Raw genomic sequence first — 16,729 nt, forward strand, 5'->3', positions numbered from 1 at the left:
TTCGGATTAACCCTCTCCCATTCGCTTTAAATTGTAACTTTCCCGTGGTTAATTTTTCTAAGCGGGTTATTTTGAGCATATTTAATGGTTAACAAAGTTGATATGCGTAAACTTTTACTAATAACATTTTTATCGGCTATCTGTGTTAGCCTGTCTGCTCAAACGATCTCAAAAAAGCCTTTAGATCATGCTGTTTTTGACGGATGGCAAAGCATAACCGGCCAGCGGATAAGTAATGATGGTAAATGGATTATGTATGTTGTGAAACCGCAGGAGGGCGATGCCCAGCTGGTGATAACTGACTCGAAAAACACTACCGAAGTGCAGGTCCCACGTGCCGATACGGCGCGTTTTAGCAGCGATGGTAAATTCGCTGTATTCCAGATCAGGCCTTTTTTTAAAGATATCAGGCAGGCTAAGATCAAGAAGAAAAAGCAGTCGGAATTCCCTAAGGACACTTTAGGATTTATTTCGCTTTCCACACAAAATATCATCAAAATACCCTCAGTCAGAAACTTTAAGATTGCCGAGAACGCCAATGTAATCGCCTATCTGTCTGCTGCTGATACAATAAAAAAGCCTTCGCCTGCCGACACCTCCAAAAAAGCTGTTAAAGAAACTACTGCGCCGTCAACTCAGGACGGTGCCGACCTTACAGTAAGACAATTGGCAGGTACTATAACCCATACATTTAAATACGTTACCGATTACCAGGTAAGCAAGAATGGTAAGCTGGTGGCTTTTGCGGTTACCGCGCCCGCAAAACAAAAACAAGTTACTTCTGGTCTGTATGTTTTTGATGTAGATAAAAATATAGTAAAAGCTATCAGCAAAGGCAGGGGAAATTACCATAATATAACCATTGATGACGCGGGCAGGCAAATTGCTTTTGCCGCCGAGAAAAATCCCGAGAAGGCCCTGGTAAAACCATTTAAACTTTACTATTACAACCTAACCCGCGACAGTGCTACAGTGATAGCCGCCGAAGGATTAGAAACTATGCCCGATAAATGGGCCGTGAGTGGCGATGGTAAAATATATTTCAGTAAGAGCGGCACGAACCTGTTTTTTGGCACTGCCCCTATCCCCAAACCGGCCGATACTACCATTGTTGATTTTGAAGTAGCCCGGCTTGATATCTGGAACTATAAAGATGATTACCTGCAACCCCAACAGCTCAAAAACCTGCAAAAGGAACTCAAAAGAAGCTACCTGGCGGTAATAAGGCCCGAAGATCCAACATCCAAACAGGTACAATTGGGCAGCAAGGCAATCCCCGAGGTTTTCGTGGCCGAGAATAAAGACGCACGTTATGTTTTGGGGCTTACAGATACCGGCGCACGCGTACAATCGCAATGGGAAGGCGACACCAAACAACAAGCTATTTTAATTGATACCAAAAGCGGCAACAAACGGCTGATAAACCAAGGTGTAAAAGCGAGTTATCGCATCTCGCCGGACGGCCAATATGTGGTATGGTTCAATTTTGCCGATCAGCAGTGGTACAGCTACCAGATCATGACCGGCGCCAAAACCAACCTGACTAAATCAATCGGCACAAAAATGGGCGACGAATTGAATGATGTGCCCAACTATGCCCAGGATTACGGCTTAGCAGGCTGGACGAAAGACGATAAGGCAGTATTAATTTACGACCGGTACGATATCTGGAGCATCGATCCGGCAACAGGTGAAGCCACTAATTTTACCAACGGAACCGGGCGTAAAAACAGACTCATTATCAGGTACGACATTACCGATCCCGAACAAAAATTTATTCCCTCAAAACAGCCTATGTGGTTGTTGGCACAGGATGAAGAAACAAAACAATGGGGATATTTTGTAAAAACACCCGAGAGCAAATCCCCACCTGAAAAGATAACCTGGGGCAAATACAGCTATGGCGATTTAACCAGGGCAAAAAAGGCAGCAATTTACATCTATACCAAAGCCAATTATGAATCTTCGCCCGATTTATATGTATCAACCGACCTGAAAAAAGAGGCTAAGCTAAGCGGCATCAACCCTCAGCAGTCCCAATACAACTGGGGAACGGCCGAACTGGTACACTGGACTACACCTAAGGGTTATAAGTCAACGGGGATATTATATAAGCCTGAGGATTTCGACGCTAATAAAAAATACCCCATGGTAGTTTATTTTTATGAGAAGTTATCCGACGGATTGTATAATTACCTGCCGCCCGCGCCTACCCCCTCGCGCCTGCCCATTTCATTCTTTGTAAGTAACGGCTATTTGGTTTTTGCACCCGATATCAGCTATGAAACCGGCCATCCCGGCGCTTCGGCCGTTGAATTCATTAACTCAGGGGTCGAATCTTTGAAGAAGAATTCATGGGTTGATGGCGCGCATATAGGCATCCAGGGGCAAAGCTGGGGTGGCTACCAGGTGGCTTACCTGGTTACCCAAACCAACATGTACGCCGCCGCATGGGCCGGTGCACCGGTTGCCAACATGACCTCGGCCTACGGTGGTATCCGCTGGGAATCGGGTGTTAACCGGCAGTTTCAGTACGAGAAAACACAAAGCCGAATTGGCGCTACATTATGGGAAAAGCCTGAGTTGTATATCGAGAACTCACCCTTATTCCAATTACCCAAAGTACAAACCCCGGTTATGATTATGAGTAACGATGCCGATGGTGCTGTGCCCTGGTACCAGGGGATAGAAATGTTTACCGCCCTGCGCCGCCTGGGCAAACCGGTTTGGCTGCTGCAATATAACGGCGAAGCACATAACCTGGTTCAGCGGCAAAACCGCAAGGATATTACCATTCGCGAACAGCAGTATTTCGACTACTTTTTGAAAGGTGCACCAATGCCTGTCTGGATGGCCAAAGGTGTACCCGCTGTGGATAAAGGTAAAGATTGGGGCCTTGAGTTGGTAAAGCCCCTCTAAATCTCCCTTCAATGCTATTAAGTTAAGAGAAACAGAAGCGAAAAAAAATATCGAACACCGAATTCCGAATATCCAACACCGAAGTTTTTCCTGAGTTTGACACCTAAAGGTCAAAAAAGTGCGAATCGGGCAAATGGGAGTGGTTTTTAGGTGAATTTTGAAAATTTGTATTGCGAAAACCACTATTGACTGGTGGTGCGAAAACGGCGTAATTTGTGCAACCAAGCACAATGGCGACCTTAAAAATCGATCAGAAAGACGGCGAAAAATACGTTCGGATTGTAGAATCTTACCGGGACGAGTCCGGCGTGTCACGAATGCGCACATTGGCCAACCTGGGCAAGCTCGATGACAAGAAGATAGCATCCCTTAAACGGCTCGGTACTAAGCTTTACCAGGCGATGGGCGGCCCCCCCGAAGAGCTGACCGGCAATGGCATTACCGAGCAGGGACGTTATAACTACGGTTACGTACTGGCCTGCAAGCACATACTTTCATGGTATAAACTGGACAAATTGCTTGACCGCATCGGTAAGAAAGCAAAGCTTCGGTTTTCTTTAGTCAACACCATTTTGCTGATGCTATGCGAACGGCTGAACGAGCCGGCAAGCAAGCGCCGGACTTTCTTTAACCAGTCAGAGTACATTGGTTTGGAACAGGTTCCGCTACACCACCTGTACCGGACGCTGGATAAACTGGCGGACTGGAAGGAGCAGATACAGGAGCGGATCTATCAAACCGGGCGCGACCTTTTCAACCAGCGGCTGGATGTAGTGTTCTACGATGTAACGACCTTCTACTTTGAAAGCGAACAGGAAACGGAAGGTCACCTGCGGCAGAAAGGGTTTTCTAAAGATGGCAAGATCGGAAACACACAAGTACTGCTGGGTCTGCTTATCGATAAGGACAAACAGCCGGTGGGCTACCAGGTCTACAAAGGAGACCTGTTCGAGGGCCATACATTTAAAGAGGCTATTTCTTCATTAAAAAAGCGATACCAACTGGACCAGGTTATCGTAGTGGCTGATCGCGGCATGTTGTCCAAAGAGAATATCCAGGAACTAACCGAAAATCAGGGTTATCAGTATATCCTGGGTGAAAAACTTAAAATGCTTCCCCATGCTATTCAGAAACCTTTACTCGAGTTGAAAAACTACAACAAGGAATGGATAATGAATGAGGAACGCAGCCTGATTGTAAAGTATACCGCTATTGAATATGAAGACCGCCTGATAATCGGTACATGGTCAGCCAGCAGAGCAGAAAAAGACCGCAAGGAAAGGGAAGAGCGGGTAACCAAAGCAGAATTGATGCAGCAAAACCCGTCATTACTTAAAAAGAAAGCATCACATTACTTTCTTAAAAATGACCAGCAAGAGAAATACCTGCTCGACCAGCAAAAGATTGAGCGGCATCAGCAGTATGATGGATTCCTTGCAATCGCAACCAATGTAAGAGATATGGACACCGGTATCATACTCGATCATTACAAACACCTCTACCAGGTAGAACACGCTTTCCGCACCTTTAAAAGCTTTTTGGAAACCAGGCCCATGTTCCACTGGACAGATCAGCGCATAGAGGGACATATCTGCCTGTGTTATATGGCTTATACCTTTCAAATCTTTTTAAGCAATCAACTCAAAAAGAACAATACGCCGCTTTCAGAAAATGAGATCAGGCGGACATTAGACAAAATGCAGCTTAGCCTGGTGGAACAGGCAGGCCAACAATATTACCTCCGCTCGAAGCAAACTACCGAAACTGCCGCCCTGCTCAAAGTGATCGCCGCCCGGCCATTACCAGATATGTTTCATAATCGACAGATAGTCAATTACTTATAAAAATATGTATTGCGAAAAGCTAAACATAAACTAATTGACTATCAGATATTTAACCAAAAATCGTGTCAAACTCAGGAGGATATTACCATTCGCGAACAGCAGTATTTCGACTACTTTTTGAAAGGTGCACCAATGCCTGTCTGGATGGCCAAAGGTGTACCCGCTGTGGATAAAGGTAAAGATTGGGGCCTTGAGTTGGTAAAGCCCCTCTAAATCTCCCTTCAATGCTATTAAGTTAAGAGAAACAGAAGCGAAAAAAAATATCGAACACCGAATTCCGAATATCCAACACCGAAGTTTTTCCTTCATTATTCGAAACTGGGCATTCGGTGTTCGATATTAAATTGGCCGCAATTCCTTAACCTAATAGCATTAAACCTCCCCTTAAGCGGCGGCTTTTCATTTTATATTTTACAAATTGCCGTCCTGGTGAAAATACGGGGGGGCGTGAAAACAACAAAGCCGGATTGATTAGTCCGGCTTTGTTGTTTTATATAAAGAGTTGATTATATATCTCTGTTTGCATCCCATTTCTCCAGGTAGTCGGCCACGCGACGTACAAATGAGCCTCCTAAGGCACCATCAACAACCCTATGGTCATATGATAATGACAGGAACATCATGTGGCGGATGGCAATTACGTCACCTTGTGGGGTTTCAATTACCGCTGGCTTTTTCTTGATGGTGCCAACCGCCAGTATAGCTACCTGCGGCTGGTTTATAATTGGCGTGCCCATCACATTGCCAAACGAACCTACGTTGGTTATTGTAAATGTACCGTCCCTAACATCATCCGGTAATAATTTACCAGTACGGGCGCGATTAGCCAGATCGTTAACTGCTTTGGTAATGCCCAGCAAGTTCAACTCATCGGCTTTCTTAATCACCGGCACTATCAGGTTGCCACTTGGCAAAGCGGTTGCCATACTGATATTGATGGCTGCCTTTTTAATGATTTGCGTACCGTTAACCGTTACGTTAATCATCGGAAAATCCTTGATCGCCTTAACTACGGCCTCGATAAATATCGGTGTAAAGGTTATTTTTTCGTTCTCGCGTTTTTCAAAACTACCTTTCACCTTTTCGCGCCATAAAACCAGTCCCGTTACATCAGCCTCAACAAATGAGGTAACGTGCGGCGAGGTTTGCTTGCTCATCACCATATGGTCGGCAATCAGGCGGCGCATCCTATCCATTTCGATAATCTCATCGGCACCAGAAACCGAGCTTAATGACGGCGTTGGCTTTGCCTGTGCAGCCTCTACTTTGGGCTCGCTTGCATTTACACGCTCCGCTAGCGGTTCTGCTTTGGGTGGCGCTGTTACTTCTGGTTCCTTAACAGGTTCAGGCGCTGGACTTGCAGCGACAGGCTCCTCGGCAGTTACTACATCGTTTAAAGTATCCGGCTGGCTTATCGTACTTTCTTCAGGTAACACAGCGTTTGGTGGCTCAACAGTTGTTTCCGGAGCTTCAGCAACGGGTTGTACTATGCTATGGGTATTGCTTTCGGCAGGAGCAAAAGATTGTACAGGAGCCTCTGCTTTCTGCGCTGCCGGGGAGTTCTTATACTGAATATAACTTAACAGATCATCTTTGGTTAAACGGCCTTCAGAACCGGTACCGGGAATACGATCAAGTTCGTCAATGCTGATATTCTCCTGGCTGGCGATGTTGCGTACCAAAGGCGAGTAAAACCGTCCCTCACCTTTAAAATTCTGATCGTAAGGCGATGGTGCCTGGGGTTCAAGCTGTGCAATTCCAGGGATATCAACAGGTGTCGCTATATCGGGTTGATGCTCTGTAACCTCTTGGTTTTCAATCACAGGCGCTGGTGCATCATACCTAACCTCGTTAAACGGCGTATATTCCTTAAAATCGGTCTGACTTTCTTCAACAGGAGCAGATTCTGCTACATGAGGTACTTCAATGGAAGGAATTGTTGTTTCAACTTCAGGAGCTAATTGAGCCTCCGGGGCGGCAGTTGCAGTTTCCGGTTCGTCAGTTTCAATAATGGCAATTATCGCCCCTACCTGCACTACATCGTTTTCCTGGTATAACTGCTCTATTAATTTACCGGCAACGGGTGATGGCACATCAGAATCAACTTTATCAGTCGCAATCTCCATTACTGCTTCGTCGGCATCAACGCGATCTCCTGGATTTTTGTTCCATTTAATTACGGTTGCCTCCGCAACACTTTCACCCATTTTTGGCAATAATAGTTGATATTTGGCCATAGATACAAATTATACTTTACGCACAAAATTATGCATTTTGAAGCTTAATCTGCAACATCTGTTAGTAAAGTATTCAACATCGACAATGCCGTTACAGCGCTCCTTTCGATGTTTTGCTGCCTTTTATTGCCAAATGTGTATTTCTTTACTAACAGTTTACCCATGCCCGAAACCGCAATCCACACAGTACCAACCGGTTTATCTTCAGTGCCTCCATCAGGGCCGGCTATGCCTGTTATGGATATGGCAAAATCCGACTTGAAATTTAATAATGCGCCTTCTACCATTTCTTTTACAGTTTGCTCACTTACGGCTCCAAAAGCTGCCAAAGTTTCTGGTTTTACCCCAAGTATATGCTCTTTCAACTCGTACGAATACACAATTCCTCCTCCAAAAAACACTTTTGACGAACCGGCGTGCTGGGTAAAAAGATGAGAAAGGTATCCCCCGGTACAGCTTTCGGCCACCGATAAAGTAAGCCCTTTTTCGGCCATTTTGTTCAGGATCGCTTTTTCTAAAGGGATATCTTCGGCAACAACAAAAACACGGCCTATACGCTCAATAATTTTTCCGGCAAATTCGTCAACTCCCTTTTGCATCAAGGCAACATCATCGCCAAAAGCACTCAACCGCAACCTAACCTGGCCCAATTTGGGTAAATAAGCCAGCTTAATGTATGGTGGCAAAGCATCTTCAATGTCTGCTATTCTTTCGGCCAAAAATGATTCGCCTTCTCCAACTGTTAAAAGTGTTTTATGAATGATGGATGGAAGTGTAAGTGTATTCTTCAACTTCGGTATTACGCCATCTTCCATCATATACATCATCTCGAACGGCACCCCCGGCATCGATACATATATCACCCCGTCATGATTAAACCACATACCCGGCGCTGTACCGTTTTTGTTTAATATGATTTCGCAATTTGCCGGCACTTGCGCCTGTAACTTGTTTACTTCAAGTAATGGCCGGTTATATTTAGCAAAAATGCGCGCCACATTTTCCAACGCATCTTTATCCTCCATCATACCAACCCCAAAGTACTCGGCTAATGTTTTTTTGGTTATATCGTCCTTTGTCGGCCCCAATCCACCGGTTATAAAAATAACCTTCGCGCGGGCAGCGGCTTCGGCCAATGCCTTTAGGATATGTTCCTTATCATCAGATACCGACGAGATTTGTTTTACCCTTACCCCTATTTTATTGAGCTCCTTAGCCATCCAGGCCGAATTGGTATCAACAATTTGTCCTATCAGTATTTCGTCGCCAATGGTTATGATCTCTGCCAGCATAGTAATTAATAAAAAGTTCTGTTACTTGAATAATCGTTTCTTTTACTCAGTTTTAAGTCCTGCAAAATAGTCGATTTTACCTTTAATGTAACATTATATGATTTTAAATAGCCAAAGGGCACCCATTGAAACGAAAGGTCCCAGCAATGCAGGTCGCGATAAATGGAAAATGAAGTAGCGCTGGCCAATTTCATCGCCTTAAAATCGTAGTTGGTTGAATATTGTATTTTCCATTTTTGCGTGATGCTTACATCGCCGCTTATCATGAGCGTGTTACTGGTAGATACCTGGTTAAGATAATTGCTGTAACTGTAACTGTAATTTAAAGATATATTCCATGGTACATTAAAATCTACATATGAATTGGGGTCGCTGTTTACCAGTGCCAAACGTTGCAACTGTGGAGCCCCCGCCCCTTGCAAGGTATTTACGTTAGGCGTACCCGGTGCTTTGGCCGACGTAGAATTTAAACTGCCGCTCATGGATATACTCAGCTGGTTCAACTGCGGAAACTGCCCATTTGCCCACCTGAACTTATTAATACGCTGGCTGGTGCGTACAATGGTGTTATTGGCTATAGAATCATGCACAGCGGTAACGTAAGGGTCAAAAGAGCCGCTGAAACTGATATTTACCTTTTGCTTAAAAATAGCTGTGTGCCCTGAAAACTGAATATTAGCCAGTTTCATGGAGTCGGCAGCAAAATTGTAGAAACTCGAAAACGATAACCCCTGCAACAAGGTGATCTTCCTGTCGGTGCCTGAAGTATCAGTGCTTTTGGCTTTTAGCTTGGCTTCGATGGTATTATCCAGCGCGAAGCTGATACCAGCCTGTTTGCCTGCCGACGGATAGCCATATACGCCGTTTTCGAAAATTGAATACTTTTGGTAGGTATAAGGGTATGGTACACTTGCCTGGCTTACCGCGGTTTTATAATACCCGTAGCTGGGATCGCTAAAATCTGGCGTGTAGCCAAACCCTATAGATGGGGTCATTACGTGCCTTATTGCTTTTAAATTCCCTTTAAAGTTCAACGTACCGTATAATTTGGTGGAAAGGCCGGTGCTTAAGCTGTAGTTACCCGCACGTTTAAAACCTTGTAAGGTATCAACCAGCAATTGATCGGAACTGCTGATACTTCCACGCTCGAAATGTTTGTTTACCGATTGAAAATACCAGCGCTCGGTATAATTCACACTGCTATTAAACTGAAAGTACTTGAGCACATTTAAACCTAAACTCACCGGTATCTGGTGCTGAAAACCGTTTTGAAGACGGCGGGTAATCGTACTTTTAAAAAGTTCAGATTCGGGGATGCTGTTTACCTTATTGGTAGCATTCAGGTTGTAACTCACTGTTATTTTTTGATACCATTTTTGCTCGCCAACCCTGTCTTTCGAATCAAAAGGATTAATTGACGACATACCAAAAGCAATGGTTGGCAATTCAATAGTAATTGTTTTATTGGCTATATCCTGGCTGTGACCAATACCCACACTTAAATTAAATGGTGTACCTGCCCAGGTTTTTCCATAAGAAATACTCGACCGTAAACTACTTTGGGCAGCGGTAACCACGTTATAATTTGAGGTTGATGGGTTGCGCGAAAAATAACCCGAGGTACCGGCATTTACTGAAGCACTAAAGGTAGAACCTGGATTAGCACTCGGATCCTGTGAGTGTGTCCAATCGATATGGATATCTTTTACTGCAGGATCGCCTGGCAAACCGTAATTATGCGATCCGTAACTTAAAGACAGGTTACCTGTATACTTATAACGTACAAGATAACGCGCTGTGGAGTTTACCTCGTATGATCCCTTGGAGTAAATAGTACCCGTAGTGGTTAAATCCATATAATCACTCAACCCAAGGTAATAACCAAAACCGGCTAATTTAAAGCCCAGCTTTGCGTCTTCGCCAAAAGTTGGCAGGATAACCCCCGATGTTCGCGAATCGGGCTTGGGAAAAAAGCCGAACGGAATGGCCAACGGTAGTGGCACCCCCTCAATTTCAAGATACGCCGGGCCAGATATAATCCTGTTTTTTTCGCCAATACCTTTGGTAATTACTACACCAAAGTGCGTATCGGGATAAGGAAGGTCGCAGGTGCTAAAAATTACGTTGCGGTAAGCTACCTCTGTTTCGTTAAGTTTTTTTGCCTGCCCGCCCGATATAAAATTTCCTTCCTGCTCGGACGCCGGGTTATAAAGCTTTCCTTTTTTGGTAGTATAATTAAACAATAACGAATCGGATGCTATTGGTTTTTCATTTTTTGATTTTGACAAAGGCCTCCCCACGTAACGTTTGGTACGTGGATCAATGCTCCCGCTGGCAAAAATGAGATGATTTTTCTGGTCGACCCTGATATAATCGGCATCTAACTCAAAATCTTCATAAGTTACCCTGGCGCGTCCATACAGGTATAAAATATTATGCTCATTATCAACAATGGTCGAATCCTCGGCCACCGCTTTAACTTCAGATTGAATGCCATCTTTCTTTTTTGTCGTATCCGCTTCGGGCAATTTGGTTTGAGGCTTACCCGGGATGCCTGGCTTAGCCTGGATGTTTCTATTTTTGTTGGTATCTGCCTTAATTACCGTATCTACAGCGGGCGTAATATTATAAGTATTGCTTACACCCTGCCCATCTGTATTTAGATTTGGCTTAGTTTGCTTAGATTTCTTAACTTTAAGAAGTTTCCTGTCTCTTGCCTTAGTTGTATCGAGTTTAATGATCGTATCTGCGACGGCCTTGCGGCTATGCCTGTTATATGTACCTTTGCTTTCGGCAACCAGTACATTTACCGTTAAAATAATTGCAAGCAGAAAAAAAAGAGTTATGAATTTCAAAATTGATTATGAATAGTATTTTTGCAGATATAGTTAACAGCGTTCAAAAATAATGAAAAATAGGGCATTGAAAAGATTGATTTATAGTTTATCGGTATTGTTGGTACTCCTTTCATCGTTCCCACTTATTTCTTACGGCCTCATCAAAACAGATACGGTTGTTAATTCGGGTTTCAAAATAAAAACTATTATCGTTGACGCAGGTCATGGCGGTAAGCCCACCGGGACTGGGCATTTTTCGCATGGTGCATCAGGAAGTTTTTCTTCAGAAAGAAATGTAACGCTTGCCATTGCTTTAAAATTGCAGGCTGCTATAGAAAAAGATATGGCCGGAGTAAAGGCTGTTTTAACACGGTCGACAGAGGATGATGTGTCGTTTGAACGCCGTGCCGAAATAGCCAACGAAAACAAAGGCAACATTTTTGTATCCATCCACTGCAACTCACTATCCGACAGACGCGTGCGGGAGCAGGTGGGCACAAAACATCACAAACCCATTTACCGTACAGTAACCGTACCCGATCGTTCGGGCAAGGGGGTATTGTTATTGGTTTACGGTTTACACCGGTCAAAAGAAGAGGAACGAACCATAGTACACAACCAGGTTGAAGAAGACTCAGGAATGGACGCAGGCTTAGATCCGGATGATCCGATTACCATTATTTTAACCAACGAGTATAAAAGAAAATTCAGACAACAAAGCATTAAGCTGGCTACGTTAATTAACAATGAGTTTACTGAAACCGACGGGCGGCCAAGCGAAGGTTTGCGTGAACAAGGTATTTATGTATTATGCCATACGGCAATGCCTTCTGTTTTGGTTGAAACCGGTTATATTAATAACCCAACAGACGAAGCTTACCTGAACTCGGAAGATGGACAAAATGAAATTGTAAGTTCAATAGTACGCGCACTATTAAATTACAAAAACGAGGTTGAACACGTATCGCAGTAGCAAACAAGTAATAAAATGACATTCTTCACGTTTACTGCCAAAACTTAATCTATCTTTCAAACGTATATTGCATATAACATCACCTGTGCCGTGGGCATTGCCTGCAAAAAACATTTAAACATAATCACACTACTGAATGAAAATTTCAAACGAAACAAAAATAGGCGCCCTTACAGTAATTGCAATCACCATACTTGTTTTAGGATACAGCTTTTTAAGAGGCAACGATGTATTCTCAGGATCGAATAAATTTTACGCTGTTTATAACAGCGTTGAAGGATTGGGAGTATCAAAACCTGTACTGGTAAATGGTTTCCAGATTGGTCGTATATCTAAAATGGAACTTCAGCCTGATGGACGCACGATTGTTGAATTTAAGATTGAAGAGAAATACGATGTACCCAACAACACCCTCGCCAAGTTGGAAAGTACCGATCTGTTAGGCAGCAAGGCCATAGTTTTTGAACTGGGCAATAGTAAAATACTTGCCGAAAACAAAGACACTTTGAAGGCTGATATACAAGGTAGCCTGGCCGAAAGCCTGCAACCGATACAAAAAAAGGCAGAAATGCTGATCAACAAACTCGATTCGTCATTAGCTGCGATTAACAAGATCCTTAACCCAACGTTTCAAAAAAATGTTGACCGGAGTTTTATGAGCATTGCTAATTCATTGCAAACACTGGAAGGCGTTACCAAAAAGATAGATAACCTGGTAGGTACGCAAACCAAGCATATCGACGTAATACTATCAAATGCCGAAGTAGTATCTGCCAACTTAAAAACCAGCACCGGGCACATCAACGGTATGGCTACCAACTTTGAAAAAATAAGTAACGATATAGCGGCATCCAACATCAAAAACACCCTTGATAATGCCAACAAAGCCATGGCCGATTTACAGGCTACCATTGCCAATATTAACTCCACTAAAGGAACTTTAGGCTTGTTAATGAATGATGATAAGGTATATAAAAACATGGATGCTGCCACCAACAGCCTAAACAACCTGTTGCTTGATTTAAAAGCGCATCCTAAACGTTATGTAAGCTTCTCGGTTTTTGGTGGTAAAAAAGACTGAAAATAGAGTCAAGAATCAAGAGTCAAGAATCAAGACAAGCGCAAAAAAAGCCGGTGATTACTAATAGTCACCGGCTTTTTTCATTCTGAATAAATTACCAAGCATCTGAAATCTGCACATTGAAATCTGCACATTGAAATTTGCACATCTACAAGTATTATTCAATATAAAAAGTGCGTCCTTCAACAGCCAGTTCCGTTGCAGGGAATACGCTTCTTGCCTCATCCAGCAACTCGGTTAAGGTTTTATAACGGGCAGAGAAGTGACCAATCAGTAACCTTTTCGCATTGGTTTTTAGTGCTACATCGCCGGCCTGCAACGCCGTTGTATGGAAAGTATCATTAGCCCTATCCAGCATCTCATTTAAAAATGTGGCTTCGTGATAAAGCAGCGTTGCGTTGGCTATTTGTTCAAAATACTGCTCACCGTAAAGCGTATCAGAGCAGTAGGCGTATGACTTAGGCTGATCTGAATCGATAGTCAAATCATCATTTTTGTAAACCTGCCCGTTTGGTGCCGTATAATCGGCTCCTTTTTTTAACGAGGTGAAGTAAGGAACCGGGATTTGCAGTTGCTCAATCACCTCCTTGCGTAGTTTACGCAAACGCTTTTTTTCTCGAAAAATAAACCCGGTTGTATCAATCCTGTGGTTGAGGGGGATTGTTTCAACTATAATGTCATTGTTGTTTACAATTACCTCGGGATGTTGCGTGTGTGTCTGCTTAAACTCTAAGGGGAAGTGCAGGGTAGTTTCTGAATATTTTAACTGCAGATCAATGATCTCCATTAAATGGGGCGGCCCAAAAAGATACAATGTTTTTTTTCGCCCGTTAAGGTGCATTGATGATAACAGTCCTACCAGGCCCAGGTAATGGTCGCCATGTAGATGGCTGATAAAGATATAATCTATCCGGCTGGCTTTAATGTCAAAACGTAGCATTTGCTGCTGGGTGCCTTCGCCGCAGTCAATTAAGTACAAGTGCTCGTTGATATTGAGCACTTGTGCTGTAGGATTTCTGTTAAAAATGGGTGTTGCGGAACTGCTTCCAAGTATTGTTACCTCAAATTTCATAATGGGATAACAATGTAAGGATTATCTTGATTCTTTTTTCAATTCTTTCTCAATCTCTTCCATAAAAATAAGATCGACACCTTCTTCGGCAGTAGGTACAACTGTAAGCACGTTATCCAGTTGCGAGATAGTGATTAAACGCGCCACGGCATCGTTCAATCCACACAATATAAATACGCCAGATGCGTTTTTGCACAAACGGTGACCAACCAACAAGCTACTTAAGCCGGATGAATCGGCAAATTTTACCTGTGAAAGGTCAAGAATGATGTTTCTTTGTCCTTCCGTATTGATCAATATCAGTTCAGATTTTAATTGAGGCGTTACTAACGAATTCAATTTTGATTCGTTAAGCTTCACTAAAATGTATTTCTCGTGTTTATCGACAGCAAATTTCATTCTTATAAAAATTAATAAGCTAAGATATGATTAATTTATGTGTAATTAAAAATTACATAATACTAAGCGCATTCTTTATGGCGGTTTCAACCCTGTTCAACACACTTTCTGTATCTGATTTCACGAAGGCCTCACCTATAATCTTTTCATAAAGTTCGATATAGCGTTCAGATATCGATGTGACTATCTCCTTAGTCATTACAGGAATAACCTGTCCTTCCTTACCCTGGAAACCGTTTTCAATCAGCCATTTGCGTACAAACTCTTTTGAAAGTTGTTTTTGCGGCTCGCCTTTTTGCTGGCGCTCCTCATATCCTTCCTTATAAAAATACCTTGACGAATCGGGCGTATGAATTTCATCTATTAAATAAATAACGCCATCAACTTTACCAAATTCATATTTGGTATCAACCAATATTAAGCCTTGTTTGGCAGCAATTTCGGTACCCCGTGCAAACAGCGCTTTAGTATATGCCTCCAATCGGGCATAATCTTCGGCAGATACAATACCCTTTGCCAGGATATCCGCTTTTGAAATATCTTCATCATGCCCAACCGATGCTTTGGTAGTAGGCGTAATTATCGGCTCGGGCAGGATATCGTTTTCCTTTAAACCTTCGGGCAATGTTTCACCGCAAACCTGCCGGCGGCCGGCGGCATATTCACGCGCAGCGTGGCCTGCCAAATATCCCCGTATCACCATCTCCACCTTAAAGGGCTCGCAAATGCGGCCAATGGTAACACTCGGATCGGGCACGGATATTACCCAGTTGGGTACAATATCGCTGGTAGCCTTTAAAAAACGGGCAGCTATCTGGTTAAGCACTTGTCCTTTATAAGGGATAGCCTCGGGTAGCACCACATCAAAGGCCGAGATCCTGTCGGATACCACCATGGCCAGGTACTTATTTTCTATCGTATATACATCGCGTACCTTCCCCTTATAAAAGCCTGTCTGGCCCGGAAAGCTAAAATGTGTTTCTTTTATTGCATTCATAATGAGAGTCAAGAATTAAGAATCAAGAGCTAAGACAAGAAAAAAACATTTAAGTTTTCTTGATTCTTGTCTCTGTTTTACTGTATATCCCCGTAGGCTGCTAATATTTTGCGTACCAGTTTATGGCGTACAACGTCTTCACCGCTTAGGTATACTATTTCTATTCCTTTTATATCTGTTAATATGCGCAGGGCAGTGTGCAGACCCGATTGCTGTTTTTTTGGCAAATCTATCTGCGTTACGTCACCGGTAACAATAAATTTGGCCGATGGGCCCATACGCGTCAGGAACATCTTTAACTGCATATCGGTTGCGTTTTGAGCCTCGTCTAATATCACAAAACAATTATCAAGGGTACGGCCACGCATAAATGCCAGCGGCGCAATCTCGATGGTACGGTTTTCCAGGTAAAATTTTAATTTCTCTGCCGGGATCATATCATCAAGTGCATCGTACAATGGCCTCAGGTACGGGTCAATCTTTTCTTTTAAATCACCAGGTAAAAAGCCGAGGTTCTCTCCTGCTTCAACCGCCGGGCGGGTTAAAATAATGCGTTTAATTTCTTTGTTCTTTAACGCACGCACGGCCAATGCAACCGCAGTATAAGTTTTACCGGTACCAGCAGGGCCAATAGCAAATAAAATATCGCTTTGATTGATGCTATCAACCATTTTACGCTGGTTGGCTGTACGGGCTTTCACCATTACACCATTCGGGCCAAAAACGATAACCTCGCCACTGGCAAACTTATCAGTTACAGGCTCAGACGAGGAATTTGAAGATACTTTTGATCCTAAAATACGTTCAAGATCGGTAATGTTCAGGTTCTCGAATTTCTCAACATGAGCAAGCAGGTGCGAGAATTTTTCCTGGAAAACATTCAGTTCGTGATCATCACCCAAAACTTTTACTTCGCTGCCTCTTGCAACAATTTTAAGTTTGGGATATTGTTTCTTAATGATCTCAAAATGATCATTATTAGGCCCCCACAATACGGCTGGATTTACGTTTTCAATTGATAGCTTAAGTTCGTTCAATACTAATTGATTTTTTAGTTACGGATTTTTATGAATTAAAA

General features: G+C 43.1%; 12 protein-coding genes. 5 read left to right on the forward strand and 7 right to left on the reverse strand.

The genetic code is table 11. The features are described from left to right. Positions 1–102: 102 nt before the first annotated feature. The 3 genes from FSB76_RS31425 to FSB76_RS31435 all read left to right on the forward strand — a co-directional run bounded on the left by FSB76_RS31425 (position 103) and on the right by FSB76_RS31435 (position 4,976). Positions 103–2,919 carry a S9 family peptidase gene (locus FSB76_RS31425; RefSeq protein WP_147060628.1) on the forward strand — a complete coding sequence of 939 codons (2,817 nt, stop codon included), beginning with the start codon at positions 103–105 and terminating at the stop codon, positions 2,917–2,919. A 230-nt stretch (positions 2,920–3,149) separates the two neighbouring features. After that, a complete protein-coding gene (locus FSB76_RS31430) occupies positions 3,150–4,763 on the forward strand; it encodes an IS1634 family transposase (protein WP_147058193.1) in 1,614 nt (537 codons plus the stop codon). A 9-nt stretch (positions 4,764–4,772) separates the two neighbouring features. Continuing rightward, positions 4,773–4,976, forward strand: a complete 204-nt coding sequence (locus FSB76_RS31435) for a hypothetical protein (protein ID WP_147060630.1) — start codon at positions 4,773–4,775, stop codon at positions 4,974–4,976. A gap of 293 nt (positions 4,977–5,269) precedes the next feature. On the opposite strand, the gene FSB76_RS31440 is transcribed toward FSB76_RS31435, so the two are convergent. From FSB76_RS31440 to FSB76_RS31450, 3 genes are read right to left on the reverse strand one after another with little or no spacing between them, the layout of a single operon-like run. Next, a complete protein-coding gene (locus FSB76_RS31440; protein ID WP_147060632.1) occupies positions 5,270–7,000 on the reverse strand; it encodes a dihydrolipoamide acetyltransferase family protein in 1,731 nt (576 codons plus the stop codon). 44 nt (positions 7,001–7,044) lie between these two features. Further along, positions 7,045–8,292, reverse strand: a complete 1,248-nt coding sequence (locus FSB76_RS31445; RefSeq protein WP_147060634.1) for a competence/damage-inducible protein A — start codon at positions 8,290–8,292, stop codon at positions 7,045–7,047. A 5-nt stretch (positions 8,293–8,297) separates the two neighbouring features. Further along, positions 8,298–11,147, reverse strand: a complete 2,850-nt coding sequence (locus FSB76_RS31450) for a putative LPS assembly protein LptD (protein ID WP_147060636.1) — start codon at positions 11,145–11,147, stop codon at positions 8,298–8,300. A gap of 52 nt (positions 11,148–11,199) precedes the next feature. Here FSB76_RS31450 and FSB76_RS31455 point away from each other — a divergent pair, with 52 nt between their 5' ends. Together FSB76_RS31455 and FSB76_RS31460 are read left to right on the forward strand one after the other, a co-directional pair. Continuing rightward, positions 11,200–12,102, forward strand: a complete 903-nt coding sequence (locus tag FSB76_RS31455; RefSeq protein ID WP_147060638.1) for an N-acetylmuramoyl-L-alanine amidase family protein — start codon at positions 11,200–11,202, stop codon at positions 12,100–12,102. A gap of 136 nt (positions 12,103–12,238) precedes the next feature. Beyond that, the gene (locus tag FSB76_RS31460) at positions 12,239–13,183 is read left to right on the forward strand and encodes an MlaD family protein (RefSeq protein ID WP_147060640.1); all 945 of its coding nucleotides are present in this window, start codon (positions 12,239–12,241) and stop codon (positions 13,181–13,183) included. 157 nt (positions 13,184–13,340) lie between these two features. Here FSB76_RS31460 and FSB76_RS31465 read toward each other — a convergent pair whose 3' ends face one another. From FSB76_RS31465 to FSB76_RS31480, 4 genes are all read right to left on the reverse strand, one after another. Continuing rightward, on the reverse strand, positions 13,341–14,255 hold the full coding sequence (locus tag FSB76_RS31465; protein WP_147060642.1) for a ribonuclease Z: 915 nt from the start codon (positions 14,253–14,255) through the stop codon (positions 13,341–13,343). Between the two features lie 21 nt (positions 14,256–14,276). After that, on the reverse strand, positions 14,277–14,654 hold the full coding sequence (locus FSB76_RS31470; RefSeq protein WP_090650699.1) for an STAS domain-containing protein: 378 nt from the start codon (positions 14,652–14,654) through the stop codon (positions 14,277–14,279). Between the two features lie 52 nt (positions 14,655–14,706). Further along, positions 14,707–15,651, reverse strand: a complete 945-nt coding sequence (locus FSB76_RS31475) for a phosphoribosylaminoimidazolesuccinocarboxamide synthase (RefSeq protein ID WP_147060644.1) — start codon at positions 15,649–15,651, stop codon at positions 14,707–14,709. A 77-nt stretch (positions 15,652–15,728) separates the two neighbouring features. After that, complete coding sequence (locus FSB76_RS31480) at positions 15,729–16,688, reverse strand: PhoH family protein (RefSeq protein ID WP_147060646.1); 960 nt, start codon at positions 16,686–16,688, stop codon at positions 15,729–15,731. Positions 16,689–16,729: the final 41 nt, after the last annotated feature.

Source organism: Mucilaginibacter ginsenosidivorax (genome assembly GCF_007971525.1).
Taxonomy (GTDB): domain Bacteria; phylum Bacteroidota; class Bacteroidia; order Sphingobacteriales; family Sphingobacteriaceae; genus Mucilaginibacter; species Mucilaginibacter ginsenosidivorax.